Source organism: Corynebacterium haematomassiliense (assembly GCF_013978595.1).
In the GTDB taxonomy this organism is placed as follows: Bacteria; Actinomycetota; Actinomycetes; order Mycobacteriales; family Mycobacteriaceae; genus Corynebacterium; species Corynebacterium lehmanniae.
Genome location: NZ_JACDTZ010000001.1, coordinates 635,800 through 661,800, shown reverse-complemented (window position 1 = coordinate 661,800; position 26,001 = coordinate 635,800). Strand labels below are relative to the sequence as shown.

At 66.3% G+C, this 26,001-nt stretch carries 25 protein-coding genes and 1 pseudogene; 20 read left to right on the top strand and 6 right to left on the bottom strand.

What is annotated here, in order from left to right; all coding sequences use genetic code 11:
• Positions 1-2: 2 nt before the first annotated feature.
• The 3 genes from H0193_RS03185 to ypfJ are packed head-to-tail and all read right to left on the bottom strand — an operon-like array spanning position 3 to position 3,151.
• Positions 3-1,397 carry an L-serine ammonia-lyase gene (locus H0193_RS03185; RefSeq protein WP_181888524.1) on the bottom strand — a complete coding sequence of 465 codons (1,395 nt, stop codon included), beginning with the start codon at positions 1,395-1,397 and terminating at the stop codon, positions 3-5.
• Between the two features lie 54 nt (positions 1,398-1,451).
• The gene (locus tag H0193_RS03180; protein WP_181888523.1) at positions 1,452-2,174 is read right to left on the bottom strand and encodes a CBS domain-containing protein; all 723 of its coding nucleotides are present in this window, start codon (positions 2,172-2,174) and stop codon (positions 1,452-1,454) included.
• 53 nt (positions 2,175-2,227) lie between these two features.
• Positions 2,228-3,151 carry a KPN_02809 family neutral zinc metallopeptidase gene (gene ypfJ / locus H0193_RS03175; RefSeq protein WP_181888522.1) on the bottom strand — a complete coding sequence of 308 codons (924 nt, stop codon included), beginning with the start codon at positions 3,149-3,151 and terminating at the stop codon, positions 2,228-2,230.
• A gap of 157 nt (positions 3,152-3,308) precedes the next feature.
• On the opposite strand from ypfJ, the gene aspS reads away from it, so the two are divergent.
• The 16 genes and pseudogenes from aspS (at position 3,309) to H0193_RS03095 (ending at position 20,292) form a co-directional block, all read left to right on the top strand.
• Positions 3,309-5,129, top strand: coding sequence for an aspartate--tRNA ligase (aspS, locus tag H0193_RS03170; RefSeq protein ID WP_181888521.1), 1,821 nt, complete (start codon positions 3,309-3,311; stop codon positions 5,127-5,129).
• A 7-nt stretch (positions 5,130-5,136) separates the two neighbouring features.
• The gene (locus tag H0193_RS03165; protein ID WP_181888520.1) at positions 5,137-6,399 is read left to right on the top strand and encodes a phosphotransferase; all 1,263 of its coding nucleotides are present in this window, start codon (positions 5,137-5,139) and stop codon (positions 6,397-6,399) included.
• Between the two features lie 11 nt (positions 6,400-6,410).
• Positions 6,411-7,772, top strand: a complete 1,362-nt coding sequence (locus H0193_RS03160) for a replication-associated recombination protein A (protein ID WP_269509656.1) — start codon at positions 6,411-6,413, stop codon at positions 7,770-7,772.
• Positions 7,773-7,845: 73 nt separating this feature from the next.
• Positions 7,846-10,509, top strand: a complete 2,664-nt coding sequence (gene alaS / locus H0193_RS03155) for an alanine--tRNA ligase (protein WP_181888519.1) — start codon at positions 7,846-7,848, stop codon at positions 10,507-10,509.
• A gap of 146 nt (positions 10,510-10,655) precedes the next feature.
• Positions 10,656-11,144: a Holliday junction resolvase RuvX gene (gene ruvX, locus H0193_RS03150; RefSeq protein ID WP_181888518.1), complete on the top strand. Its 489-nt coding sequence runs from the start codon at positions 10,656-10,658 to the stop codon at positions 11,142-11,144.
• Between the two features lie 23 nt (positions 11,145-11,167).
• A complete protein-coding gene (gene mltG / locus H0193_RS03145; protein ID WP_236883492.1) occupies positions 11,168-12,295 on the top strand; it encodes an endolytic transglycosylase MltG in 1,128 nt (375 codons plus the stop codon).
• 3 nt (positions 12,296-12,298) lie between these two features.
• Entirely contained in the window at positions 12,299-13,117 is an 819-nt protein-coding gene (locus tag H0193_RS03140) for a shikimate dehydrogenase (protein WP_181888516.1), read from the top strand.
• 10 nt (positions 13,118-13,127) lie between these two features.
• On the top strand, positions 13,128-13,553 hold the full coding sequence (locus H0193_RS03135) for a prepilin peptidase (RefSeq protein ID WP_181888515.1): 426 nt from the start codon (positions 13,128-13,130) through the stop codon (positions 13,551-13,553).
• Positions 13,554-13,590: 37 nt separating this feature from the next.
• A complete protein-coding gene (gene aroC, locus H0193_RS03130) occupies positions 13,591-14,814 on the top strand; it encodes a chorismate synthase (RefSeq protein ID WP_181888514.1) in 1,224 nt (407 codons plus the stop codon).
• Between the two features lie 191 nt (positions 14,815-15,005).
• On the top strand, positions 15,006-15,485 hold the full coding sequence (locus H0193_RS03125; RefSeq protein ID WP_236883491.1) for a shikimate kinase: 480 nt from the start codon (positions 15,006-15,008) through the stop codon (positions 15,483-15,485).
• Between the two features lie 24 nt (positions 15,486-15,509).
• Positions 15,510-16,562, top strand: coding sequence for a 3-dehydroquinate synthase (gene aroB / locus H0193_RS03120; protein WP_181888512.1), 1,053 nt, complete (start codon positions 15,510-15,512; stop codon positions 16,560-16,562).
• Positions 16,563-16,564: 2 nt separating this feature from the next.
• Positions 16,565-16,999, top strand: a complete 435-nt coding sequence (gene aroQ / locus H0193_RS03115) for a type II 3-dehydroquinate dehydratase (RefSeq protein ID WP_181888511.1) — start codon at positions 16,565-16,567, stop codon at positions 16,997-16,999.
• Positions 16,999-18,090 carry an aminopeptidase P family protein gene (locus H0193_RS03110; RefSeq protein ID WP_181888510.1) on the top strand — a complete coding sequence of 364 codons (1,092 nt, stop codon included), beginning with the start codon at positions 16,999-17,001 and terminating at the stop codon, positions 18,088-18,090. Before aroQ ends, H0193_RS03110 begins: the two co-directional genes overlap by 1 nt.
• 51 nt (positions 18,091-18,141) lie before the next feature.
• Positions 18,142-18,705, top strand: a complete 564-nt coding sequence (gene efp / locus H0193_RS03105; RefSeq protein WP_181888509.1) for an elongation factor P — start codon at positions 18,142-18,144, stop codon at positions 18,703-18,705.
• Positions 18,705-19,211: pseudogene (gene nusB / locus H0193_RS03100) on the top strand (transcription antitermination factor NusB); the annotation flags it as partial. The gene efp and the pseudogene nusB, both read left to right, overlap by 1 nt.
• Positions 19,212-19,449: 238 nt before the next feature.
• Positions 19,450-20,292 (top strand): PPK2 family polyphosphate kinase, encoded by an 843-nt coding sequence (locus H0193_RS03095; RefSeq protein ID WP_181888507.1) that lies wholly within the window; start codon positions 19,450-19,452, stop codon positions 20,290-20,292.
• Here H0193_RS03095 and H0193_RS03090 read toward each other — a convergent pair.
• From H0193_RS03090 to H0193_RS03080, 3 genes are read right to left on the bottom strand one after another with little or no spacing between them, the layout of a single operon-like run.
• The gene (locus H0193_RS03090; RefSeq protein ID WP_181888506.1) at positions 20,289-20,792 is read right to left on the bottom strand and encodes a YbjN domain-containing protein; all 504 of its coding nucleotides are present in this window, start codon (positions 20,790-20,792) and stop codon (positions 20,289-20,291) included. The two genes, H0193_RS03095 and H0193_RS03090, sit on opposite strands and share 4 nt — an antisense overlap.
• Positions 20,792-21,274, bottom strand: coding sequence for a YbjN domain-containing protein (locus H0193_RS12435; protein ID WP_181888505.1), 483 nt, complete (start codon positions 21,272-21,274; stop codon positions 20,792-20,794). The genes H0193_RS03090 and H0193_RS12435 overlap by 1 nt, the downstream gene beginning before the upstream one ends.
• A complete protein-coding gene (locus H0193_RS03080) occupies positions 21,271-22,602 on the bottom strand; it encodes a TIGR01777 family oxidoreductase (RefSeq protein ID WP_181888504.1) in 1,332 nt (443 codons plus the stop codon). The genes H0193_RS12435 and H0193_RS03080 overlap by 4 nt, the downstream gene beginning before the upstream one ends.
• Positions 22,603-22,732: 130 nt before the next feature.
• On the opposite strand from H0193_RS03080, the gene pyrR reads away from it, so the two are divergent.
• From pyrR to H0193_RS03060, 4 genes are read left to right on the top strand one after another with little or no spacing between them, the layout of a single operon-like run.
• On the top strand, positions 22,733-23,293 hold the full coding sequence (gene pyrR, locus H0193_RS03075; RefSeq protein ID WP_181888503.1) for a bifunctional pyr operon transcriptional regulator/uracil phosphoribosyltransferase PyrR: 561 nt from the start codon (positions 22,733-22,735) through the stop codon (positions 23,291-23,293).
• Positions 23,294-24,244: an aspartate carbamoyltransferase catalytic subunit gene (locus H0193_RS03070; protein WP_181888502.1), complete on the top strand. Its 951-nt coding sequence runs from the start codon at positions 23,294-23,296 to the stop codon at positions 24,242-24,244.
• Positions 24,241-25,524 (top strand): dihydroorotase, encoded by a 1,284-nt coding sequence (locus tag H0193_RS03065; protein ID WP_181888501.1) that lies wholly within the window; start codon positions 24,241-24,243, stop codon positions 25,522-25,524. Before H0193_RS03070 ends, H0193_RS03065 begins: the two co-directional genes overlap by 4 nt.
• A 3-nt stretch (positions 25,525-25,527) precedes the next feature.
• Positions 25,528-25,998, top strand: coding sequence for a carbamoyl-phosphate synthase domain-containing protein (locus H0193_RS03060; RefSeq protein ID WP_181888500.1), 471 nt, complete (start codon positions 25,528-25,530; stop codon positions 25,996-25,998).
• The last annotated feature ends 3 nt before the right edge of the window (positions 25,999-26,001 follow it).

The following is a 26,001-nucleotide window of genomic DNA, read 5'->3' as shown; positions in this document are numbered from 1 at the left end:
TACTAGCATTCGGTGATGTTCACCGGCAGGCCTAGCTGCACCGCCAGGCCGCCCATGGACGTCTCCTTGTACTGCGTCATCATGTCGCGGCCGGTGGCGGCCATGGTCTCCACCACGTCATCGAGGGTGACGATGTTGGTGCCGTCGCCCAGCTTGGCCAGGCGCGCCGCGTTGATGGCCTTCACGCCGCCGATGGCGTTGCGCTCGATGCAGGGCACCTGCACGAGGCCGCCGACGGGGTCGCAGGTCAGCCCCAGGTTGTGCTCGAGGGCAATCTCGGCGGCGTTTTCCACCTGGGCAGGCGTGCCTCCGAGGGCGGCGCACATGCCTGCGGCAGCCATGGAAGACGCGGAGCCGACCTCGCCCTGGCAACCGACCTCGGCGCCGGAAATCGACGCGTTGGTTTTGATGATCGAGCCGACCGCGCCGGCAGTGAGCAAAAATTCGCGGGCGCGCTCTACGGTGAAATCGTCGGTGAAGTCGCGGCAGTAGTGCATCACCGCGGGGATGATGCCGGCCGCGCCGTTCGTTGGCGCGGTGACAACCTGGCCGTGCGCGGCGTTTTCCTCGTTGACAGCCAAGGCGTAGAGGTTGACCCACTCCATCGCGTCCAGCCCGCGCGCAGTGGAAGCTTGGTATTCGGCGGTGAGCAGGCGGTGGAGGCGGTTCGCTCGCCGCTTGACGTTCAACCCGCCGGGCAGCGTGCCATCCGTCTTCAAGCCGTGTGCGACGCATTCCTGCATCACGTTCCACACCGCGTCCAGGTGGGCGTCGAGCTTCTCGCTGCCGTGGATGGACTCCTCGTTCGCGCGCATGATCTCCGCGATGGTCAGGCCGGTCTCGTCGCAACGCTGCATGAGTTCGGCCGCGGTGTCGAAGGGGTAAGGCACAGACGGGATGTCGCGCGCTGCCGCGACGCCGGATTCGTCGCGGTGCGCTTCCATCTCCCAGCGGTCCTGAATAAACCCGCCGCCGACGGAGTAGTAGTCCTCGCGCTCTGCGAGCACGTTGCCGTCTGCATCCCACGCGTCGAAAATGAGGCAGTTCGGGTGTGCGGCGACAGGAGCAGGGTCGAACCTGAGCTCGTATTCAACGGTGCCGATGGGCCCGGAAACGGTGCCGGTGGAGGGAATCGGCTCACCCGGCTTCGGCGCAATATCGGCAGACGTGGTGGTGGGGGTGTAGCCGACTAGGCCCAAGAGGGCAGCGCGGTCGGTGCCGTGGCCGACGCCGGTGGCTGCCAGGGAGCCGCGCAATTCAACCAGCACCTTGGCTGGGTAGGTGTCGAGTTTGTCAATGAATGCTTGGGCCGCGCGCATCGGGCCCACAGTGTGGGACGACGAGGGGCCGATACCAATACTGAACAGGTCGACAACGCTCACAAAGTTTGCAGACATGCCGGGGATACTACAGCACGAAAAGGTGCGCGGCGCCACAGGAAAAGCGGTGTTTTACGCTTCCTGGGCGAGGGCCGGAATGCCGGTCGCACCCAGCACCGACAGCGGCTTCTGAGTGGGCTTTCCGTGCTCTGTGATGATGGCGAGGCGGGGGACCGCGCCGGAGGCAAGCGGTGTGCTCAGCGCCTCGACCGCGGCTGCGGCGGTGACGGTGCGCGGCAGAAAAATCGGCTGGTCCAATTTGCCGCTGTGCTCGAGCACCTCGGCCACGGTGCCTGCCGCAATCGTGTCGTCGTCACGCAGCTCCGCCGCCAGCCACCGCGCAATCGCGTTGGTGGTGAGCAAACCGACGCACTCGCCACCGTCGTAGACCGGGAACTGGGCGAGGCCTTGCGAGGCGATGATGTCCAACGGCTCGTGGATGTCGGTGTCGGGGGAGAAGGTGACCACCTGCTGGTGCTCAATGACGTCTAAGGCCAGCGTCGGGGCGAGCAGGGAATCCCGGATCCGCTCGATCTCAGCGACAGTTTCCGGCAGCGGCTCGGCGATCGGGCGCAGGTTGTCGTACTCGCCGTGGCTGATCGCGTTGCGCAGATCCGCGAACTCCTGCAGCGTCTCAGACTGCTCGAGCGTGATGACTCCCTTCTTCGCCGCCAGCCTGGCCATCCAGGAAAACGAATCGGACCGTTTGGCATCGAGTTCACTGCGCAAGAACTTCTCGATGGAGTTGAACGCAGCAAGAAACGGCACGGCGCGGTTGGGCTCAGCATTGCTCATGCCGGCCACTGTAGCGCCGTGCCGTTTCGAAAGCGGTGCGGAACAGAGGCGGTTTAGCTCTTGTACACGCCGCGGTTGAGCGTGTCGCAGGACGACATCTGGCCGGATTCGTAGCCGGACTTGAACGCCTGCATGCGCTGCTCGGAGGAGCCGTGGGTCCACGCGTCCGGATCGACCTCGCCGCCGGAGCGCTTCTGAATGTTGTCGTCGCCGATGGACTGCGCGGACTGCAGAGCCTGCTGCAGCTGCTCGTCGGTGATCGGCTCCAGAGCGGCGTTGTCACCCTTGGAGGCGTGGTGCGCCCACAGGCCCGCGTAGCAGTCGGCCTGCAGCTCGATTGCCACCGCGGCGGAATCCTGGCCCGGATTCTTGTAGTCGCTTAGGCCCAGGGTGCCCTCAAGGTTCTGGATGTGGTGGCCGTACTCGTGCGCGGTGGCGTACTCCTGCGCCAGCGGCCCGTTAGAGCCGCCGAGCTGCGACAGCTGGTCGAAGAAGCTCACGTCCAGATAGGCGGTTTTGTCCTGCGGGCAGTAGAACGGTCCGGTGTCCGAGCTGGCGTAACCGCAACCGGAGTTCACGCTGCCCTTGAAGATGGTCATTTCCGGTTTGGTGAACTGGGTGTCGGACTGGGCGGGCAGCACGTCGGCCCAGATGGCGTTTAGCGATCCCATCGTTGCGGCTGCCCGGCAGTCGTCGTACTCGTTGGAGGAACCTGCTTCCTGGCAGTGCTCCAGGGAGTATTCGCCCTGGGACTGCGACTGGGAGTCGCCCCCTCCGCCGAGAATGCCGTCAAACGCGCCGCTGAAGTACAGCAGCGCCAGCAGGACCAAAATGATGGTTCCGCCGCCGCCTCCGCGCAGCAGGAGCGGCAGCAACATCATCGCGCCGTTGCCTAAGCCGCCGCCTCCGCGGCCGCCGCCGGAGCTGGTATTGACGTTGCCGCCTTGGCCCTGTGCGTAATCGCCTCTGAAAGTCATGGCCAGAATTGTGCCAAATAACTAGGGCACGTGTGGGATCTGGGTCGGTTGGCGCCTGTGTCGCCCCATCAGCGAGAGGGGCCGGGCGCACTGCGACGAGACGGCGGGTAAACTTTTACAGGTTAGATTTGCCATCACGTGGAAGGACGTGGATACCTTGCTGCGCACTCACCTTGCGGGGAACCTGAATAAAGAACTGGACGGCCAAACTGTCACGCTCACCGGCTGGGTGGCCCGTCGTCGCGACCATGGCGGCGTGATCTTTATCGACCTGCGCGATCGCTCTGGCTTGGCCCAGGTGGTCTTCCGCGAGTCCGAGGTGGCCGAGGCTGCGCACGACCTGCGCAGCGAGTACGTCATCCAGGTCACCGGCACCGTCGAGCCGCGCCCGGAGGGGTCCGCCAACCCGAATTTGGCCTCCGGCGAGATTGAGGTCAACGTCACCGACTTGAAGGTGCTCAACAAGGCCGCGGCCCTGCCGTTCCAGATCGAGGACGCTTCCTCCAGCGAGGTCGGCGAGGAAGCCCGCCTGCGCTACCGCTACCTGGACTTGCGCCGCGAGCGCCAGGCGAGGGCGATTCGTCTTCGCGCGAAGGTGAACCAGGCTGCCCGCCGCGTGCTGGACAGCCACGACTTCACTGAGATTGAAACGCCGACGCTGACCCGTTCCACCCCGGAGGGCGCACGCGACTTTTTGGTGCCGGCTCGTTTGAAGCCGGGCTCCTGGTACGCCCTGCCGCAGTCGCCACAGTTGTTCAAGCAGCTGCTCATGGTGGCGGGCATGGAGCGCTACTACCAGCTGGCGCGCTGCTACCGCGACGAGGATTTCCGCGCGGACCGCCAGCCGGAGTTCACCCAGCTGGACGTTGAGGCCAGCTTCGTGGACCAAGACGACATCATCAAGCTCGCCGAGGAGATCTTGGTCGAGTTGTGGAAGCTGATCGGCTACGACATCCAGACGCCCATCCCGCGCATGACCTACAAGGAAGCGATGGAGAAGTACGGCTCCGACAAGCCGGACCTGCGCTTCGACATCCCGCTGGTGGAGTGCACCGAGTTCTTCAAGGACACCACCTTCCGCGTGTTCAAGGCCGAGTACGTTGGCGCTGTGGTCATGGACGGTGGCGCTTCCCAGCCGCGTCGCCAGCTCGACGCGTGGCAGGAGTGGGCGAAGCAGCGCGGCGCGAAGGGCCTGGCGTACATCCTCGTGCAGGAGGACGGCGAGCTGACCGGTCCGGTGGCCAAGAACATCACCGACGAGGAGAAGGCCGGCATTGCCGCGCACGTGGGCGCAAAGCCGGGCGACTGCATCTTCTTCGCGGCAGGTGAGACGAAGGCGTCCCGCGCGCTGCTGGGCGCAGCCCGCGGCGAGATCGCCCGCAAGCTGGACCTGATCAAGGACGGCGACTGGGCGTTCACCTGGGTCGTCGACGCGCCGCTGTTCGAGCCGGCCGCGGATGCGACGGCCTCCGGCGATGTCGCTCTCGGCCACTCCAAGTGGACCGCCGTCCACCACGCTTTCACCTCCCCGAAGCCGGAGTACCTGGACAACTTCGAGGAGAACCCGGGCGAGGCGCTCGCGTACGCCTACGACATTGTCTGTAACGGCAACGAGATCGGCGGCGGCTCCATCCGTATCCACGAGCACGACGTGCAGAAGCGCGTGTTCGAGGTCATGGGCATCACCGACGAGGAAGCAGACGAGAAGTTCGGCTTCCTGCTGGACGCCTTCCAGTACGGTGCCCCGCCGCACGGCGGCATCGCCTTCGGCTGGGACCGCATCGTGTCCCTACTCGGCGGCTTCGAGTCCATCCGCGACGTCATCGCCTTCCCGAAGTCGGGCGGCGGCGTCGATCCGCTGACGGATGCTCCGGCGCCGATCCCGGCGGAGCAGCGCAAGGAGACCGGCGTGGACTTCAAGCCGAAGAAGGACGCCGAAGCACAGGGCGGCGAGGCCGGGGCCGGCGACGAAAAGTAGGCCAGCGATGGGCGATACGCAGGAGATCATCCGCGCAGCCGCCGACATACTGACCAAGCGCTACGGCGGCGAGCAGCAGCTTGTCGACGTCGAAAGGCTCGACGGCTCAGGGCTTGCGGACGTGTTCCGGGCACGTGTTGTGAACAACCCGTTTTTCCAGCACCGCTCGGTGGTGGTGAAGCACTCGCCGGCTACCGGCGACGAGCTGGCGGATGCGGCGTTTCTGCGCGAGACGGTGGCGTACCAGTTCGCCACGTCGTTAAGCGAGGAAGTGCGCCCGGGCCCGGTGCTGCTGGGCTACGACACCGCGCAGCGCATCCTGATCATTTCGGATCTGGGTGACGGCCGCACGCTCGCGGACCTGCTGCAGGACGCGGACCCGGAAACCCACGTGGATCTCCTGCGCCGCCTTGGCCGCGCGCTGGGCAAAATGCACGCCGGTACCGCGGACGATGAAGACGCGTTCAACGTGCTGTTTCAGCGCATGACGCGTTCGCGGAAGAACTCGGCGAACCTGCAGCTTTTGCGTGACCGCCTGCTGTCGCACCGCATCCGTATCGGCGTGGAGTTCCTGGAGCGGGCTGGAATCGACATTCCTGGCGAGGTCCGCTTCGCCGCCACGAACGTGCTTACCCGGCTACTGCGCGGCGGGATGCGTGCGTTCACCCCGTTCGACTTGACGCCGGACAACATCATCCAAACCGGCAACTCGTTCCATTTCCTGGACTACGAGTGGGCGGGTTACAGGGACGTCACGTTCGATGTGGCGTTTGTGGTTGCCCGCTTCCCGGTGTTTCTTGCGGCGCAGCCGTTCAACGCCGCCGCCACCGAGGCGTTCATCGACGCGTGGGTGAGCGAGGTGCGCGGCATCTGGCCGAGCGTGGAGCACCCGGATACGTTGCAGGCGCGGATTACTGCGGGGCTCATCGGCTGGGCGATGAGTAGCGTGGCCATGCTGGATCCGGTGAGCCCAGCCGAGTTGGTGGAACACGACGCCAAGCTCAAGGAGGACTTCGAGGCCGCTGGCCTTGACGTGTCCGACCTGGGTCCGTTGGAAGCGAGCGCCGAAACCGAAGAACACTCTGCGGACTACGCCGGAGATGTGCTGCGGCCGCACTCGCAGGGGCCGTTTACCGCCGATGAGGCGCTGGTGCGCCGGGACTTGCGCGAGACGTTCGAGTCCCTCGCCGCGTTCGCGGGCACCGGCAAGGACCCCGCGTACCGCACGATAAGCGAGTTCGCGCAAACGCTGGCTGAGCGCTTGCGCTAAGAGAGGTGCGCGTGGAACAAGAGGGACTATTCGCTGCCGCAGGCGGCAACAACAGCCGCGGCGATTCCGGCAACCGCGGGACTGCCTTTTTTGAGGCGGGGGCGTCCGCGCCGTTGGCCGCGCGCATGCGGCCGCGGACCCTCGACGAGATCGCGGGCCAGCGCCACCTGCTCAGTGAGGGCAAACCGTTGCGCAGGCTTATCGACGGCTCCGGGGCCGCCTCCGTGATCCTCTACGGCCCGCCGGGGACCGGCAAGACCACGATCGCCTCGTTGATCGCGTCTGCGATGGGGCAGAACTTCGTCGCGCTCTCGGCGCTGTCTTCTGGCGTGAAAGAGGTGCGTGCCGTCATCGACGAGGCGCGCCGCGACCTGATCCGCGGGGAGAAGACGGTGCTGTTCATCGACGAGGTGCACCGTTTTTCCAAGACGCAGCAGGATGCGCTGCTCGCCGCCGTGGAAAACCGCACCGTGCTGCTTGTCGCGGCGACCACGGAAAACCCGAGCTTCAGCGTGGTTGCGCCGCTTTTGTCGCGCTCGCTGCTGCTGAAGCTGGAGTCCCTCGATGCGGAGGACTTGGGCAGGGTGCTCGACCGGGCGATGGCGGACGAGCGCGGATTCAACGGCGCATTCAAGCTTGACGACGCCGCACGGGACCAACTTGTCCTCCTCGCCGGCGGCGATGCACGCCGCGCGCTGACCTACTTGGAGGCCGCGGCCGAAGCGGTGCAGCCGGGGGAGACAATCACCGTCGACACTGTCAAGGAAAACGTCAACCGTGCGGTAGTGCGCTACGACCGCGACGGCGATCAGCACTACGACATCGTCAGCGCGTTCATCAAATCCATCCGCGGCTCCGACGTGGATGCCGCACTGCACTATCTCGCGCGGATGATCGAGGCGGGGGAGGACCCACGGTTTATCGCCCGGCGCCTTGTCATCCACGCATCCGAAGATATCGGCATGGCGGACCCGACCGCGCTGCAGACCGCCAACGCGGCGGCGAACGCAGTGCAGTTCATCGGCATGCCGGAAGGCAGGCTGGCGCTCGCGCAGGCGACGATTCATTTGGCCACGGCACCGAAGTCGCCCTCGGTGATCCAGTCGATCGACCGGGCCTTGGCGGACGTGCGCGCGGGACACGCCCCGCCGGTGCCGGCGCACCTGCGTGACGGGCACTACGAAGGGGCGAAGGCCATGGGCAATGCGGTGGGCTATGTCTATCCGCATGATGATCCTTTGGGCGTCGTGAAGCAGCAGTACATGCCCGACGGCCTCGAAGACGCCGTGTACTACGAACCCACCGACCACGGGGCGGAGCGGCGCATCAAGGACTACATCGGGCGGCTGAGGGACCTCGTCCGCGGGCGGTGACACCTGGCGGCGTCGAGGCGCGGGGTAGAGTAAGCGCGGATAAAAACCGGCGCTGCTGAAAGGACAATCACGCGTGCAGACCCATGAGATCCGAGAGCGGTTCACCAACCACTTCGTCGAGGCGGGACACACCCCGGTGCCCAGCGCTCCGCTGATTCTGGACGATCCGACGCTGCTGTTCGTCAACGCCGGCATGGTGCCGTTCAAGCCGTACTTTTTGGGCGACCAGACTCCGGATTTCGCAAACGGCACCGCCACATCCATCCAGAAGTGCGTGCGCACCCTGGACATCGAGGAAGTGGGCATCACCACCCGCCACAACACGTTTTTCCAGATGGCCGGCAACTTCTCCTTCGGCCAGTACTTCAAGGAAGGCGCGATCACGCACGCCTGGACCCTGCTCACCGGCGCTGTCGAGGACGGCGGGCTGGGCCTGGACCCGGAGCGCCTGTGGGTGACCGTCTACTTGGACGACGATGAGGCCGCCTCGATCTGGCGCGACAAGATCGGCATTCCGGAGGAGCGCATCCAGCGCATGGGCATGGAAGACAACTTCTGGTCCATGGGTATCCCCGGCCCCTGCGGCCCGTGCTCGGAGATCTACTACGACCGCGGCCCGGAATACGGCGTCGAGGGCGGCCCGGTCGCCGACGACAACCGCTACATGGAGATCTGGAACCTCGTGTTCATGGAGTCCATCCGCGGCGAGGGCGACAAGAAAGGCAACTTCGATATCGTCGGTGAGCTGCCGCAGAAGAACATCGATACCGGCATGGGCATCGAGCGCGTCGCTTGCATCCTGCAGGGCGTGGACAACGTCTACGAGACCGACCTTTTGCGCCCCGTCATCGACGCTGCCGTGGAGCTGACTGGCGCGAAGTACGACGCCGGCAACAAGGACGACGACGTGCGCTTCCGCGTCGTCGCCGACCACGCACGTACCGGCATGATGATCATCCTCGACGGCGTGACCCCGTCCAACGAGGGCCGCGGCTACATCCTGCGCCGCCTGCTGCGCCGCATCATCCGCTCCGCGCGCCTGCTGGGAGCGACCGGCCCGGTCATGGAGACGCTGATGAACACCATCATGGACACGATGACCCCGTCGTTCCCGGAGATCGACGACAACCGCGAGCGCATCTTGCGCGTGGCGGTAGCCGAGGAGAAGGCGTTCTCCAAGACACTTGAGGCGGGCACCTCGCGTTTCGACGAAGCCGCCTCCGCCGTCTCCGCATCCGGCGCCAAGGTCCTGCCGGGCGCGCAAGCCTTCGAGCTGCACGACACCTACGGTTTCCCGATCGACCTGACCGTGGAGATGGCCCGCGAGGCTGGCCTGGACGTGGACATGGACGCCTTCAACGCCGCCATGCAGGAGCAGCGCGAGCGCGCCAAGGCCGACAACAAGGCGAAGAAGCACCGCAATGTGGACGAGTCGCTCTACCGCGAATGGGTGGACGCCAACCCGACCGAGTTCGTGGGCTACGACCAGCTCACCCACGACGCGAAGGTGATCGGCCTGGTGCGCGGCGGCGAGAAGGTCGGCGAGGTCGCCCAAGGCGACGAGGTCGAGGTCATCCTGGATGTGACCCCGATGTACGCCGAATCCGGCGGCCAGATGGCCGACCGCGGCCGCCTGCTCATGGGCGACACCATCCTCAACGTCAACGACGTGCAGCGAGTGGGCAAGAAACTGTGGCTGCACAAGGCCACGGTGCAAAACGGCGGGCTCGATCTGGGCTCCACCGTCACCGCCGAGGTGGACGAGGCGTGGCGCCACGGCGCTCGCCAGGCGCACTCCGCGACCCACCTGATCCACGCCGCGATCCGCCAGGTGCTCGGCCCCACCGCAGTCCAGGCTGGTTCCTTGAACAAGCCGGGTTACCTGCGCTTCGACTTCAACTACACCGACCAGCTCACGGACGCGCAGCTCGAGGAAATCGCCACCATCACCAACCAGGCGGTGGACGCGGACTTCGCAGTCAACACGATTGAAACCTCTCTCGACCATGCGAAAGAAATGGGCGCGATGGCGCTGTTCGGCGAGAGCTACGGCGACACCGTGCGCGTGGTGGAGATCGGCGGGCCGTTCTCCATTGAGCTGTGCGGCGGCACTCACGTCGAGCACGCCTCGCAGATCGGCCCGGTGGCCGTCCTCGGCGAATCCTCCGTCGGCTCCGGCGCCCGCCGCATCGAGGCGTACTCCGGCATGGACTCCTTCAAGTTCCTGTCCAAGGAGGCCGCGCTTGCGTCCGGCCTGGCTGCGGAGCTGAAGGCCCCGACCGAGGAGCTGCCGGACCGAATCGCCCAGTTGACCGAGCGCCTGCGCGCGGCCGAGAAGGAGATTGAGAACCTGCACCGTCAGCAGCTTCTGGCGTCCACCGCAAACCTGGCGGATGAGGCGCAGACGCTCGGCGTGCACCGAGTCGTCGCAAAGCAGCTGCCCGAAGGCATCACCACCGGCGACCTGCGCACGATCGCCAACGACCTGCGGGGCAAGCTGCAGGCAGAAGACGCAGTGATCGTGCTGCTGTCCCAGGTGGACGGCAAGGTGTCGCTGGCCGCAGCCGCGACGCCGCAGGCCGTTCAGTCCGGCGTGAAGGCCGGTGACCTGGTCAAGCTGATCGGCCAGTACGTCGACGGCAAGGGCGGCGGAAAGCCGGACCTGGCGCAGGGCACCGGTGCAAACCCGGCCGGAATCGAGGACGCGCTGCGCGCAGTGCGTGAGTCGCTCGCCTGACAACCAGCGCTGTAATGCGTGACACGCCGAAGAAGCGCCCCGCCGGTTCCACAGGAAACGGTTAGGTTTAACTAAGGCCAGTTAACCGCCCCGCCGGTAACCGGTCTGTTGTTTACGTAGCCGTCGAAGGTGGAAAGGACACACGGATGAAGGTGCAGCCAGACACCCCGGGGGTTGACGACCCGGGGCAGGGCCGCCGCATCGGCATTGATGTGGGCACCGTCCGCATCGGCGTGGCCTCCTCCGACAAGGACGCGACGCTTGCCACCCCGGTGGAAACGGTCCGCCGGGTCACCGGGTTCAAGGACCGCGACGGCGAAGACATCGAGCGTTTGCTTGAGCTTATCGACGAGCTCGACGCCGTGGAGGTCGTTGTCGGACTGCCGTCGAACCTCAACGGCGACGGCTCCAAGAGCGTCAAGCACGCGAAAGAAATCGCGTTCCGCATCAAGCGGCGCAGCGACGTGCCGGTGAAAATGGCGGACGAGCGACTGACCACGGTCGCCGCCACGCACGCGCTGCGAGCTTCAGGCGTGCGCGAAAAGGACGCGCGCGCCGTGATCGACCAGGCGGCGGCGGTGGAGATTCTGCAATCATGGCTGGACGGCCGCAAGAACTACCTCAAGGAGATTTAACCGTGACCCCACGACAGGCCGCCATGCGGCGCACACGCAGCACCGCAGTGCTGGTTGCTTCGCTCCTGCTGATCATCGGCTTGATCGCCTGGATCGCCATCGCCCGCGGCAACAACGTGTCGGATTACGAGGGCACGGGCAACGGCGAGGAGCAGGTAGTGCAGATCAAGGAGGGCGCAAGCCTGTCCGCGCTCGGCCCGGAGCTTGAAGAGCGCGGCATCGTCGCCTCCGACAACGCATTCCAGACTGCTGCGGCGAACAACCAAAACGCCGACAACATCCAGCCCGGTTTCTACCGCCTGCAGGGGGAGATGAGCGCCGAGTCCGCCGTGGACGCGCTGCTCGACCCGCAGCAACGCGTCACGCCGCTGCAGGTCTACGGCGGCGCGACCTTGATGGACATCAACATCCTCGGCGGGCAGAAGCGCCTGGGCATCCTCACCATGATTCAGCAGGCCGCGTGCGGCGAGAAGCCAGCATCTGATTGCGTGAATCTGGAGGATCTGAACAAGGTTGCGGCGGATGCAGATCCGGAAACCCTCGGCGTGCCCGAGTGGGCGCGAGAAACGGTGGCCGGACGCGCAGGCGACGCGAAGCGTCTTGAGGGCCTGATCGCTCCGGGCGAGGACGTCATTGATCCGCACGCGAGCGCGGAGGAGATCCTGACTGACCTGATCACCCGGTCCGCCAAGCAGTACGAATCCACCGACATTGTCGGCCGCGCAAAGGCTGTCGGCCTGACCCCGTACGAATTGCTCACGGCGGCGTCGCTGGTTGAGCGCGAGGCTCCGGCCGGCGAGTTCGACAAGGTCGCGCGAGTGATCCTCAACCGTCTGGATGAGCCGATGCGCCTGGAGTTCGACTCCACGGTCAACTACGGCCTGCCGTCCGTCGAGGTCGCCACGACCGACGAGGACCGTGGTCGGGTGACCCCGTGGAACACCTACGCCATGGACGGTCTGCCGCAGACCCCGATCGCCTCTCCGTCGATCGAGGCCATCGAGGCGATGGAGCACCCGGCCGAGGGCAACTGGCTGTTCTTCGTCACCGTGGACAAAGACGGCACGACCATCTTCAACGACACCTTCGAGCAGCACCTCAACGACACCCAGCGTGCGGTGGACTCCGGCGTGCTGGACTCGCAGCGCTAGCTCATGGAGATCACCCACCGCGCAGCGGTCCTCGGCTCGCCCATCGCGCACTCGCTGTCTCCGGTGCTGCATGGCGCCGGGTACGAGGCGGCGGGCCTTGAGGGCTGGGAATATACCAGGATTCTCTGCCAGGCAGAGGAGCTTTCCCGGGTCGTGCGGGAATCCGGCGAGACCTACCGCGGCTTCTCGGTGACCATGCCGTGCAAGTTTGCGGCGCTGGATTTTGCGGACGAGGTGACTGAGCGCGCGCAACAGATCGGTTCCGCGAACACACTCACGCGTGTCGACGGCCACTGGCGCGCCGACAACACCGATTGCGAGGGCGCCCTAGTGGCGTTGAGGGAGCTGTTGGGGCACACCCTTCCGAAGCGCGCCGTGCTTGTCGGCGCCGGCGGCACCGCACGGGCGGTGATGTGGGCGCTGCGCGAGCTCGGCTGCGAACAGGTCACGGTGGTCAACCGTTCGGACCGTGCTGCTGAGTATGTGGAGCTGGCGCAGGGGATAGATGTGTCCTTCTGCACCTACGACGCTGACTTGGAGAGCGTGGCGCTGCAGGCCGATGTCGTCGCGTCCACTGTGCCCGCGGATGTGCTGGAGCAGCACGCTGAACAGCTCGGGCACGCTCCGGTGTTCGACGTGATCTACAACCCGTGGCCGACCCCGCTAGCGATTCGTGCCGCTTCGAACGGCTACCCGGTGGTGGGCGGGTTGTCCATGCTGGCGGGGCAGTCCTACGCCCAGTTCGAGCAGTTCACCGGCGTTGACGCTCCGCGCGAGGCGATGCGTGAGGCGCTGTTGCGCCACTGGGAGCAGTCCCACTAACCTCGCGGGCATGGGGATCGGGGGATACGCCGCGTTTGCGGCAGGGGTGGTTTTTCTCGGGTGGTCGGCGCTGCTGGGGGCCTACGACATCCGCGAGCGCAGGTTGCCGGACCCGTTGACTGTCCCGCCTGCGGTGGCGGCTGCCATCGCGTGCGTGTGGCACCCGCCGTTGGCGTGGGGGCTGGTGTGGCCGGCGCTGTACCTTCTCGTGGGCCGCGGAATTGGCGGGGGAGACGTCAAGCTCGCGGTACCGCTCGGGGTGGCTTGCGCGGCCGTGGGAGGGCCCCTCGGCGTCGTCGCGGCGATTGGGCTATCGGGCCTGCTCAGTGTTGCTGTCGCTGTCGTTACGGGGATGCGCGCGGTGCCGCACGGGCCGTCGATGCTTGGAGCCGGATGGGCGCTGTTTCCTTTTTTGTGTATGTATTCGGGGGTTTGAGGGCCGAATTTGGCGGGGCTTGTGCAAGAATGTCGCCATGCTTCGTTGGACAACGGCCGGGGAGTCGCACGGCCAAGCCCTCATTGCGTTAGTGGAAAACGCGCCGGCTGGATTGCCGGTGCGCAAGGAAGACATCGCCCACCAGCTGGCGCGCCGCCGGCTCGGATACGGGCGTGGAGCACGCATGAAGTTCGAGGCCGATGAGCTTACGCTTCTCACCGGCGTGGTCCACGGGACCTCCATCGGCAGCCCCATCACCATTCAGATCGGCAACACCGAGTGGCCGAAGTGGACCACGATCATGTCCGCGGAACCCGTGGACATGGAGGATCCGGAGGTGGCGAAGGCCATGTCGTCCGGGCGCGGCGCGTCGCTGACCCGCCCGCGCCCGGGCCACGCAGACTTCGCGGGCATGATCAAGTACGGCTTCGACTCCGCCCGTCCGGTGCTCGAGCGCTCGTCCGCGCGCGAGACCGCGGCGCGCGTGGCGGCTGCGACTGTGGCCCGTAGCTTCCTGCGCGAAACCCTCGGTGTGGAGGTGTTCTCGCACGTGATCTCCATCGGCGAGTCCGCCCCGTACGCAGGGCCGCACCCGAGCGTCGAGGACATTGAGGCTATCGACGCCTCCCCGGTCCGCGCCTACGACAAAGAAGCGGAGGCGGACATGGTCGCCCGCATCGAGGCTGCGAAGAAGGACGGGGACACCCTCGGCGGCGTTGTCGAGGTCATCGTGGACGGTTTGCCGGTCGGCCTGGGCTCGCACGTCTCCGGCGAACGCCGCCTTGACGCGCGCCTGGCTGGCGCGCTGATGGGCATCCAGTCTGTGAAGGGTGTCGAGGTCGGCGACGGTTTCGAGGAGGCCCGCCGCCGGGGTTCGCAGGCGCACGACGAGATGGTGCGCGGGCAGGGCGGCGTGACACGTTCCACGAACCGTGCCGGCGGCCTCGAGGGCGGCATGACCAACGGCGAGCAGTTGCGTGTGCGTGCGGCCATGAAGCCGATTTCGACTGTCCCGCGCGCGCTGAAGACCGTGGACATGTCCACCGGGGAAGCCGCCACCGGCATTCACCAGCGTTCGGACGTGTGCGCGGTGCCCGCTGGTGGTGTCGTCGCTGAGGCGATGGTGGCGCTGGTGCTCGCGCAAGCAGTGTCGGAGAAGTTCGGCGGCGATACTGTGGATGAGGTTCGACGCAACGTGGAGGCGTACCGCGCGTACGCGGCGGACCGGCTCGCGTTCGCCCGAGAGGAGGATTTGGCATGACCACTCCGGCCGGGGCATCCCCGGCAGATATTGTCAACGATTTGGTGCACGGTCTCGCTCCGGAAGCCGCGCGCGCTGATGGCGCGGACAGCGCAACACCGTTCGACGAGAACGATGCGCCGAGTGCGACCGAACTCGTCACTGCGGCGCCTGCATTGGTGCACTCCGCGCCGCGTGTTGTGCTGGTGGGCATGCCGGGAGCGGGCAAGTCGACGATCGGCCGGCGGATCGCCAGCGCACTGAACCTGCCCATCGTGGACTCCGATCTCCTCATGGAGCAGGGCGAGGGCAAGGCCTGCGGCGAGTTGTACTCGGAGCTCGGCGAAGACGCCTTCCGCGAGCTCGAGGTGGGCTACGTGGCCCGCGCGCTCGCCACCGGCGGGGTGGTCAGCCTCGGCGGCGGCGCGATTGTCACCGAAGAGGTGCGCACGCTCCTGCAGCGCCACACCGTGGTGTGGATCGACGTCACCGCCGAGGAAGGAATTCGCCGCACGGCGGAGGATGCGTCGCGTCCGGTGCTCGACGGCGAGGACCGCGAACAGCGCTACCGGGACCTTTTGGAGCAGCGAGAGTCCTTCTACCGGGAGGTCTCCAGCTTCCGCGTGCGCACGGACGAGCGCCCACCGCAGCGTGTGGTGGCGGAAGTCCTCGGGTTCATTGACGTGGATTAGCCCTGCGGGAGAAAGGCGAGGCGCATGGCTGTAGTTGAGGTGACGGGGCAAAGCCCGTACGCGGTCAATATCGGGCGCGGCAACCTGGGCCAGGCGGCTCAGCGCGTCGCACAGGTCGGCGCGCGCCGCGCACTCGTCGTGCACCAGGTGCCGCTGGCTGATGCCGCAAGCGAGTTTGCGCAGCAGCTTGAGTCCGCCGGTGTGGAGCCGGTGGCGGTGTGCGTGCCGGATGCGGAAGCAGGCAAGGACCTGGCTGTGCTTTCCAGTCTGTGGGACACCCTCGGCGCGCACAGCTTTTCCCGCCAGGACGTCGTTGTCGGCCTCGGCGGCGGCGCAGTGACGGATCTCGCTGGCTTCGCCGCGGCGACGTGGATGCGCGGCATCAAGGTCGTGCAGGTGCCTACCACGCTTCTGGCCATGGTGGATGCGGCCGTCGGCGGCAAGACCGGCATCAACACGGCGGCGGGCAAGAATCTCGTCGGGGCGTTCCACGAGCCGGACAGCGTGTTTATCGACCTCGCCCGCATCGACACCCTTCCTGAGGCGGAAGTGGTCTCAGGCTCCGCCGAGCTGATCAAAACCGGCTTTATTGCGGACCCGCGCATTTTGGAGCTCTACCAGGACGGCGCCGAGCACCACTGGCCGGAGCTGGTGCGCCGTTCCGTGGCGGTGAAGGCGAATGTTGTCGGGCAGGACCTCAAGGAGTCCGGCCTGCGCGAGATTCTCAACTACGGCCACACCCTCGGCCACGCCATTGAACGCCGCGAGAACTACACCTGGCGCCACGGCAACGCGGTTGCGGTGGGCATGATGTTCGTCGCCCACCTGTCATTGGGCAGGAAGCTTATCGACGCCCCGTTGGTCGCCCTCCACGAAGAAATCCTGACAAAGGCGGGCCTTCCCACCCGTTACGAGGCGGGCGCGTTCGACGAGCTGCACGACGCAATGCTGCTGGACAAGAAGAACCGCGACGGGCGTATCCGCTTCGTCGTCCTCGACGGGTTGGGCTCGGCCACCCGGCTGGAGGACGCGACGGTGGAAGAGATGCGCGCGGCGTACGAGGCGATTTCGGAGTAGCGATGAAGATTCTGGTGCTCAACGGGCCAAACTTGAACAGGCTGGGCAAGCGGCAGCCGGAGATCTACGGGTCGGTGACGCTGGCGGACGTCGAGAAGCAATTGTGTGAGCGCGGCGGCGAGCTCGGCGTGGAGGTGGAGTGCCGCCAGTCCAACCACGAGGGCGAGCTGATCGACTGGGTGCACGAGGCGGCGGACAACGGGTGGGCCGTGGTGATTAATCCCGGCGGATTTACCCATACCTCAGTCGCGCTGCGCGACGCGCTGGTAGAACTGAAAGATCACCACGGCTTTATCGAGGTGCACATTTCCAACGTGCACGCGCGCGAGCCGTTTCGGGCGCACTCCTACCTTTCGCCGATCGCCGAAGGCGTCATTGCGGGGTTGGGGGTGGACGGCTACCGGCTCGCGCTCGAGTACTACGCAAGGAGGCTCTAATGGCATTGGCAGACACCCGTTTTGAGGACCGTCGCCGCAAACTGTCCACGAAGCTGGCGGAGCGCCGCATCGACGACATGCTGGTCACCCACCTGACCCACGTGCGCTACCTGTCTGGCTTCTCCGGGTCGAACGGCGCGATGCTGGTGTCGAAGGACCGCACCGCCGCAATTGCCACCGACGGGCGCTACACCACCCAGATCGGCGAGGAAGTGCCGGACATTGCGGCCACCATCGAGCGCAACGTCGGCGTGGCCATGCTGTCCAAGGCCGCCGAGGGCCACCGCGTTGGCTTCGAGGCCGACTACGTTTCGGTTGCCCAGCTGGAGAAGTTGCGCGAGGCGTGCCCCGAGGGGGTCACGCTCGTGCCGGTGAGCGGGGTGATCGAGGAGATCCGTCTGATCAAGGACAACCTGGAACTCACGCGCTTGACGGAGGCTGCGGAGCTGACGGTTGAGGCACTCGAGGGGCTGTTGGACGCCGGCGAGCTGCGCGCCGGCCGCACCGAGCGGGAAGTGGCGGCGGACCTTGAATACCGCATGCGCGTGCTCGGCGCGGAGCGCGTCAGCTTCGACACCATCGTCGCATCCGGGCCGAACTCGGCGAAGCCGCACCACAGCGCCGGCGACCGCGTGATCGCGGAGGGCGATCTGGTCACCACCGACTTCGGCATGCACCGCCTCGGCTTCAACTCGGATATGACCCGCACGTTCGCGATCGGGGAGATCGGCACCCTTGAGCGCGAGATCTACGAGGTCACCCTCGCCTCCCAGCTCGCGGGAGTGAAAGCGGCGGTGCCGGGGACGAAGCTTGTGGACGTGGACAAGGCCTGCCGCGACGTGATCGAGGAGGCCGGATACGGCGAGTACTTCGTGCACTCCACGGGCCACGGCGTGGGGCTGGACGTGCACGAGGCTCCCAGCGCGGCAAAGACCGGTTCCGGCGTGCTCGAGGAGGGTATGACCTTGACCATCGAGCCCGGCATCTACATCCCGGGCAAGGCCGGCGTGCGTATTGAGGACACGCTCATCATCACCTCGGCGGCGCCGAAGGTGATCACGGAGTACACCAAGGAACTGACAGTGCTGTAACATTGCTGTGTTTGCACACGCCCCGATACTCCCAGGAGGAAGGTACTTACCATGGCAACTACCGCCGATTTCAAGAACGGCCTGGTGCTGAAGAACGAAGGCAAGCTGCAGCAGATCATCGAGTTCCAGCACGTCAAGCCCGGCAAGGGCCCGGCGTTCGTGCGCACCAAGCTCAAGGACGTTGTCACCGGCAAGACCGTGGACAAGACCTGGAACGCTGGTGTGAAGGTGGAGACCGCAACCGTTGACCGCCGCGACATGACCTACCTGTACAACGACGGCACCAACTACGTTGTCATGGACGACAAGACGTTCGAGCAGTACGAGCTGCCGGCAGACAAGTTCGGCGATGCCGCTCGCTTCCTGCTGGAGAACATGCGCGTGCAGGTTTCCTTCCACGAGGGCGAGGCGCTGTTCGCCGAGCTGCCGATCTCTGTGGATCTGAAGATCGAGCAGACCGAGCCGGGCCTGCAGGGCGACCGCTCCACCGGCGGCACCAAGCCGGCAACCCTGGAGACCGGCGCTGAGATCCAGGTGCCGTTGTTCCTGGAGACCGGCAACGTGGTCAAGGTGGACACCCGCACCGGCGAGTACCTGTCTCGCGTGAACAACTAATGCCCGTTTACAAACGACACGGCGCGCGTTACCGTGCGCGCCGCCGGGCAGTAGACATCCTTTTCGAGGCGGAGACCCGCGACATCGATCCTGTGGCGATCGTGGAGGATCGCGCGCAGCTGTCCCAGGACCCGCTCAACGCAGTCGCGCCGGTGGCGGACTACACCCGCACCATCGTCGCGGGCGCGGCGGAGAAGCTGGACGACCTCGACGACGCTATTGAGCGCCACCTCTCCGAGGACTGGGAGCTGTTCCGCCTGCCCGCCGTGGACCGTCAGATCCTGCGCGTTGCGGCGTGGGAGATTCTGTTCAACGACGAGGTGGACGCGCCGATCTCCATCGCCGAGGGGGTGGAGATGGCCGCGGAGTACTCCGGGGCCCAGGCAGCGCCGTACATTAACGTCGTGCTCGACGGCATCGCCCAGCGCGCAGCGTCCAACTCGCCGTTTGCCGGCGAGGGCGCGGAAGACGCCTACCCGGTAGAGGACGAGAGTGCCCCCACCGATGAGCACTCAGAGGACTCCGGGCTGGAGCAGGCGGAGGACACCGACGCAGCCACGGCGCACGAGATCGCCGAGTCCACCGAAGACTTGGAGGCCGGGGAACCGGCGACGGACGGGACCCGCGGCTAGTACTGGGCCCGGCAGAAAGTCGAGTAGAGGAGGTCGAGTACACGCCCATTGAGCGGCGTACTCGACCTCCTTTACTCGACTTCCAGACCGAACACCACCGAAAGGAAGCGACATGTCGAAGCTCACCGTTGAGGAAGCCAAGCAGTTTTTCGTGGGACCCGATTTCCAGCTCGCGGACGTGGACCCAGCTGCGACACCGGGCGTCTCGGACGTGGACGACGCGTTCCACGACTATGACGGCGACCTAGATGAGCTGCAGGAGATGCTCTTCGCCAACGGACGCGCCGGCAACGAGGACGCCGGTTCGATCCTGCTGGTGCTGCAGGGCATGGACACCTCCGGCAAGGGCGGCATGGTCCGCAACGTCATCGGGGCGACCATGGACCTGCAGGGCGTGCGCGTCCAGGGATTCGGGCGCCCGACGGAGGAGGAAGCCGCCCACGATTTCTTGTGGCGCTTCACCCCGCACCTGCCCAAGCCGGGGCAGATCGCGGTGTTCGACCGCTCGCACTACGAGGACGTGCTGGTGCAGCGCGTGAAGCAGATGGCGCCGCCGGAGGAGATCGAGCGCCGCTACGGCGCGATCGTGGAATTCGAGAACGAGCTCGCGTCGCGTGGCACGAAGATCATCAAGGTGATGCCGCACATCTCGCGCGAGTTCCAGGCTGAGAACCTGAAAAAGCGCATCGAGCGGGCGGACAAGCACTGGAAGTACAACCCGAGCGACATCGAGGACCGCAAGCTGTGGAGCCAGTTCATGGCCGCCTATCAGATCGCCATGACGCGCACGTCCACAGAGGTCGCGCCGTGGTACTGCATCCCGTCCGACAACAAGAAGTACTGCCGCACGGTGGTCAAGGCATTGCTTTTCGATGCGCTCAAGTCGCTCAACCTCGAGTGGCCTGCCGCCGATTTCGATCCCGAGGTTGAGCTGGAGCGTCTGGCGAACTCCTAGTCGGCGGAGTCGGTGGGGTCGGGCTCGGCCGGGGAGTCGGTCTCGCCGTCAGCCGGGGCGACGCCGGCGGCCTCGGCCTGCTTCTGAATCTCGCCGACCAGGGCGCGCATCGCGTCCTGGGTGGCCAGCACGCCGTCGACGGCGGCCTTGAGCGAATTGGAAAGCTGGTCGTCTGCGAGCCCTGCACCGACCTGGACCTCAGCTTCGGTGCGCACGACGAGGTTCTCGGTGCGGTTGACCACGAGGGCGCGCGCGTCCAGGTAGGAGCTGTTGACCTGGTTCGCCGCCAGGTACAACGTGGCGTCAGGCGTGTCGGCTGGGGTGTCGGTGACGGAGTCCGCGCGGACGATGAGCACGGAATCCAGCAGCACGAACAGCAGATTGTAGCCGTTGACGTTGGCGTGGCCCGCGCGGCCCGAGGGGTCGTCGGAGACCTCCACGTCGTGGCCGGCCATGGCCTTGATCACGCGGTCGATGGTCACGAGCGTTGCGTTGCTCATTACTGCGGCTCCTCCCAGGTGACAACGGTGGGGAAAGTGTTCTTCAAAAAGTCGAAGGCCTGCAACGTGGTGTCGATGGAGCTGGCGATGAACGCGCCGAGCTGGTTGAACGACGCACCCTCGGCGATGCGCATCGCGCGGATGGCGCTGATGGCCAGCTGGTCCTCGCCGCGTTCGAAGAAACGCAGGGTGGGCGCGAAGTGCGTCTGGTTGTGCTCGTTGCACGCGTAGAGCACCTTCGGCGCCATCTCGCGGGGGAACTCGCCGCGCCACAGCGCCTCGAACACGAGGTGATCGCCATCGATGACGACCGCAATGGCGGCGTTAATGAAGCCGGAACGCACCAGCTGGTCTTCGATGCGGTACTCGAGGTTTTCTTCCTCGAAGATCGCGGCGACGGCCTCGGGCGTGACCTGCTCGGTCACGTTGCGTTCGGGGTGCTCGCTCGGCTGGACGGGCTCTTCGGTTTGATCTGTAGTCACGCCTGCGAGACTAGCAGCTGCTCGCGGCCCAACTCGTGGCGCAGGGCTGCGTCGAGGGTGGGGTAGCGCAGCCGCCAGCCGTGTTCGGCGGCCACGGTGGGCAGGACGCGTTGGTCCGCCAGCGCGAGCTCGTGCGCGCCCTCTTCGCCCAGCAGCAGTTTCGGGCCGAACGTCGGGATGGAAAATACGTCCGGCCGGTGCAGCAGGCGAGCGAGGGTGGAAGACATTTCGGCGTTGGTCACCGGCTCTGGCGCAGTGGCGTTGACGGGCCCGGAGACCGTCTCGTCCAGCAGGGCGCGCACGTAGAAATCGGTCAGATCGTCCAGCGCCACCCAGCTCATCCAGAAATCGCCGCGGCCGAACTGCGCGGTGAGCCCCGCGTTGACGCTGGCCTTGAGCACCGGCAACAGCCCGCCAGCGCTGGACAGCGCCAGCCCGGTGCGGATGTGCACGCTGCGCATCCCGTCGACATTGGCGGCGTGCTCCCAGGCGTCGCAGACCTCGGCCAAGAACCCCTCGCCGGGCCCGTCAGCCTCGGCGCGTGGAACGCTGCCAGCATCTGTCCCGTAGTACCCCACCGCCGAGGCGCCGACGAAGACCTCCACTCCCGAGTCCGCGGCGAGGCGGGCGAGTCTGCGGGTGGGCTCCACGCGCGAGTCGCGGATGCTGCGCTTCTTTTCTTCGGTGAACCGGCCCATGATGGTCTCGCCTGCGAGGTGGATCACCCCGTCCACGCCGGCTAGCAGGTCAGCTGCCGGGTTGTCCATGTCCCAGTGCCGCTCGCCGGGGCCCGCTGTGCCTCGCACCAGCGGGATCACGGTGTGCCCGGCGGTGGTTAGCTGCGCGCGCAGGTGGGTGCCGACGAGGCCGCTGGAGCCGGTCATGGCCACCGTCTTCGGGGCGGCGTGAGGCAGGGAAGCGATGAACCGCAGGTCCTCCACCAACTGGCGTTGGCGATAAGCCCAGGCGGGGCGGAGCGCGGCTTCTGGGATGCGGGCACTGACGTCGTCGATAAGCAATGTGCCCTCGCCCGCGTCCTCGAAGCGGTGCACGTGGCGCCAACCAGTAGTCGCGCGCACCGGCTGGTTCGCGGCGATGTCGGTGAACTGGTGGCCCGCGACGTAGCCGTCGGAGAGGTGGCGCGCGACCCACTTTTGGCCCGCGGGGAGGCGGAATACTGTGGTGCCGCTGCGTATCGACGCCGCTTCGCTTGCCACCCGCATCGGCAGGAATCCGGGGGTAAGGCGGGTGACTGCGCCTGGGCGGGTGTGCCAGCGCCAGACGGTGCCGCGGTCGAAGGGGAGGGTGTACTCAGCGTGGATGCCCATGGAATCCTTCCCGGTTTATACATGCAGGTGCTAAGGTGAAACGCGGTCCCAAGACTACACACGGCCCCGGTAGGCGGGGCCGGTTCGAAATCCTTTAAATTCCGCACTGTGAGGCGGGGAAGGAGGTTCGATGAGTGAGAACGAACGGTCGACCGTTGAGTTGCTGAACGCTCAAGATGTCGGCCGCACTGTTGCACGCATCGCGCACCAGATCATCGAAAAAACGGCGTTGGACGATGAGACCAGTCCGCAGGTTGTGCTGCTGGGAATTCCGTCCGGGGGAGTGCCGTTGGCGCAGCGCATCGCAGAGGCCGTTGAAGAATTTTCCGGGGTGGCAATCCCCGTGGGCAGCCTGGACGTGACGCTCTACCGCGACGACCTGCGCAACCGCCCCCACCGCGCCCTGCGGCCCACCAACATCCCGGTGGACATTGACGGGGCAGTGGTCATCCTTGTCGACGACGTTTTGTACTCCGGCCGCACCATCCGCGCGGCGCTGGATTCCTTGCGCGACATCGGCCGCCCCGCAGCCATCCAGCTGGCGGTGCTGGTGGACCGCGGCCACAGAGAACTGCCCATCCGCGCAGACTACGTGGGCAAAAACATCCCCACCTCGAAGGACGAGGACGTCACCGTCTCGCTGACGCCGCTCGATGCCGAGGACCGGGTCACGCTGGCTAGGGAGGCGTAAATGAAGCACCTGATCGACATCGCGGACCTTACCCGCGAGGAAATTGTCGGCCTGATGGACGAAGCGGACCGTTTTCGCGAAGCCCTGGACGGCCGCGAGATAAAGAAGCTGCCCACCCTGCGCGGCCGCACCGTGATGACGCTGTTCTACGAAAACTCCACCCGCACCCGCTCGTCGTTTGAGACCGCGGGCAAGTGGATGAGCGCGGACGTGATCAACCTGTCCGCGTCCTCGTCGTCGGTGAAGAAGGGCGAGTCGCTCAAAGACACCGCGGCGACCCTCGAGGCCATCGGCGCGGACGCGATCATCATGCGCCACCCGGCCTCGGGCGCATCCCAGCTTCTGCGCACGTGGCTGCCGGAGACCAGCATCATCAACGCAGGCGACGGCCAGCACCAGCACCCCACCCAGGCGCTTTTGGACGCGGTGACTATGCGCCAGCACATCGGCGACGTGGCCGGCAAGACCGTGCTCATCGTCGGCGACATCCTGCACTCGCGCGTGGCGCGCTCCAACGTGGACCTGCTGCACACCCTCGGCGCAGAGGTTGTGCTGGTGGCCCCGCCGACGCTTCTGCCCACCGGCGTGCAGTACTGGCCGGCGCGCGTGTCGCACGACTTCGACGCGGAGGTCGAGCAGGCGGACGTGGTGATGATGCTGCGCGTGCAGGCTGAGCGCATGCACGGCGGCTTCTTCCCGTCGCACCGCGAGTACGCCACCCTCTACGGGCTGAGCAAGGACCGCGCGAACCGCATGAAGGACTCGGCGCTGATCATGCACCCGGGTCCAATGCTGCGCGGCATGGAAATCAACTTCGACGTCGCGGACCGCGACAACGCCGTGGTGCTGGGCCAGGTCTCCAACGGTGTCTACACCCGCATGGCCGTGCTGTTTACGCTGCTCGCCAGCTCAGGAGAGCAGGGCGGCAATGAGGAAGGAGCCAGCAAGTGACCACGCTCGCTTTGAACAACGTCCGCCCGTACGGCGAGGACGTGACCAACATTCTCATCGACGTCGCCGACGGCGTGATCGACGCGGTCGGGGAGAACCCCTTTGACGACGCGGACGAGGTCATGGACTGCGGGGGCAACGTGCTGCTGCCGGGCCTGGTGGACATGCACGTGCACCTGCGCGAGCCCGGCCGCGAGGACACCGAGACCATCGCCACCGGCTCCGACGCCGCGGCCAAGGGCGGTTTTACCGCCGTGTTCACCATGGCGAACACCTCCCCGGTGATAGACCAGCCGTTCCTCGCCGAGGCGGTGTGGGCGAAGGGCCAGGAGTACGGCAAGTGCGATGTCTACCCGGTCGGCTCCATCTCCCAGGGGCTGAAGGGCGAGCAGCTCACCGAGATCGGGCTTATGTCCCGCAGCGGCGTGCGCATGTTCTCCGACGACGGCAAGTGCGTCAACGACCCTCAGCTGATGCGCCGGGCCATCGAGTATGCCAAGGCGCACGACGTGGTGCTCGCGCAGCACGCCGAGGACCACCGCATGACTGAAGGCTCTGTCGCCCACGAGGGCGAGCAGGCCGCGCGCCTGGGGCTGCGCGGTTGGCCGCGCGTGGCGGAGGAGTCCATTGTGGCGCGCGACGCGATCATGACCCGCGACTACGGCGGCCGCTACCACCTGTGCCACGCCTCCACCGAGGGCACCGTGGAGCTTTTGCGCTTTGCCAAGAACCAGGGCATCGACGTCACCGCCGAGGTCACCCCGCACCCCCTCATGCTCACCGACGAGAAGCTCGCCACCTACGACGGCCTGTCCCGCGTGAACCCGCCGCTGCGCGAGGCGCGCGACGCTGAGGCACTCAAGCAGGCGCTTCTCGACGGCACCGTCGACGTGGTCGCCACCGACCACGCCCCGCACGGCTCCGAAGACAAGTGCGTGGAGTTCGAGAACGCCAAGCCCGGCATGCTCGGCCTGGAGACCTCCCTTGCCGTGGTCCACCGCATCTTCGTCGAGCCGGGGCTGGCCGATTGGCGCTTCGTGGCCAAGGTCATGAGCGAGCGGCCGGCCGAGATCCTGCGCCTGAAAGACCAGGGCCGCCCGATCAACGTCGGCGAGCCGGCCAACCTCGTCCTGGTGGACCCGGAGTCGCCGTGGACCGCCCACGGCGATGAGATGGCGTCCAAGGCCTCGAACACCCCGTACGAAGGCATCGAATTTTCCGCCCGCGTGGTTGGCACCTGGCTGCGCGGCACCCAAACCTACGACTCGAAGAAGGCGTAAACCATGTCTGAAAACACCACCACACAACCCCAGCGCACGCGCGCAACGCTCGTGCTTGACGACGGCTCCGCCTTCCCCGGCTTCATCTTCGGCGCGATGCCTGCAGAGAACGAAGTCGCCGGCGAGGTCGCTTTCACCACCGACATGTTCGGCTACGAGCGCGAGCTGTGCGAAGCCGAGCGCGCCGGCCAGATCCTCGTCTTCGCCACCCCGCAGGTGGGCAACGTCGGCTGGACCGGCGAGGGCGCATCCGGCAGCACCGACATCACCGCCGCAGCAGTCATCGTGCGCGACCTCGCGCGCATCGCTTCCAACCACAACGCCCAGCGCACCCTCGCCGAAGAGCTCGAGGCGCAGGGGATTACCGGGCTGTGGGGCGTGGACACCCGCAAGCTCGTCCGACACCTGGCCGCCGCTGCCCGCGAGGGAAAGATGGTGCGGGGCCAGGTCACCGTCGAAAGCCAAGAAGCCTAAGAG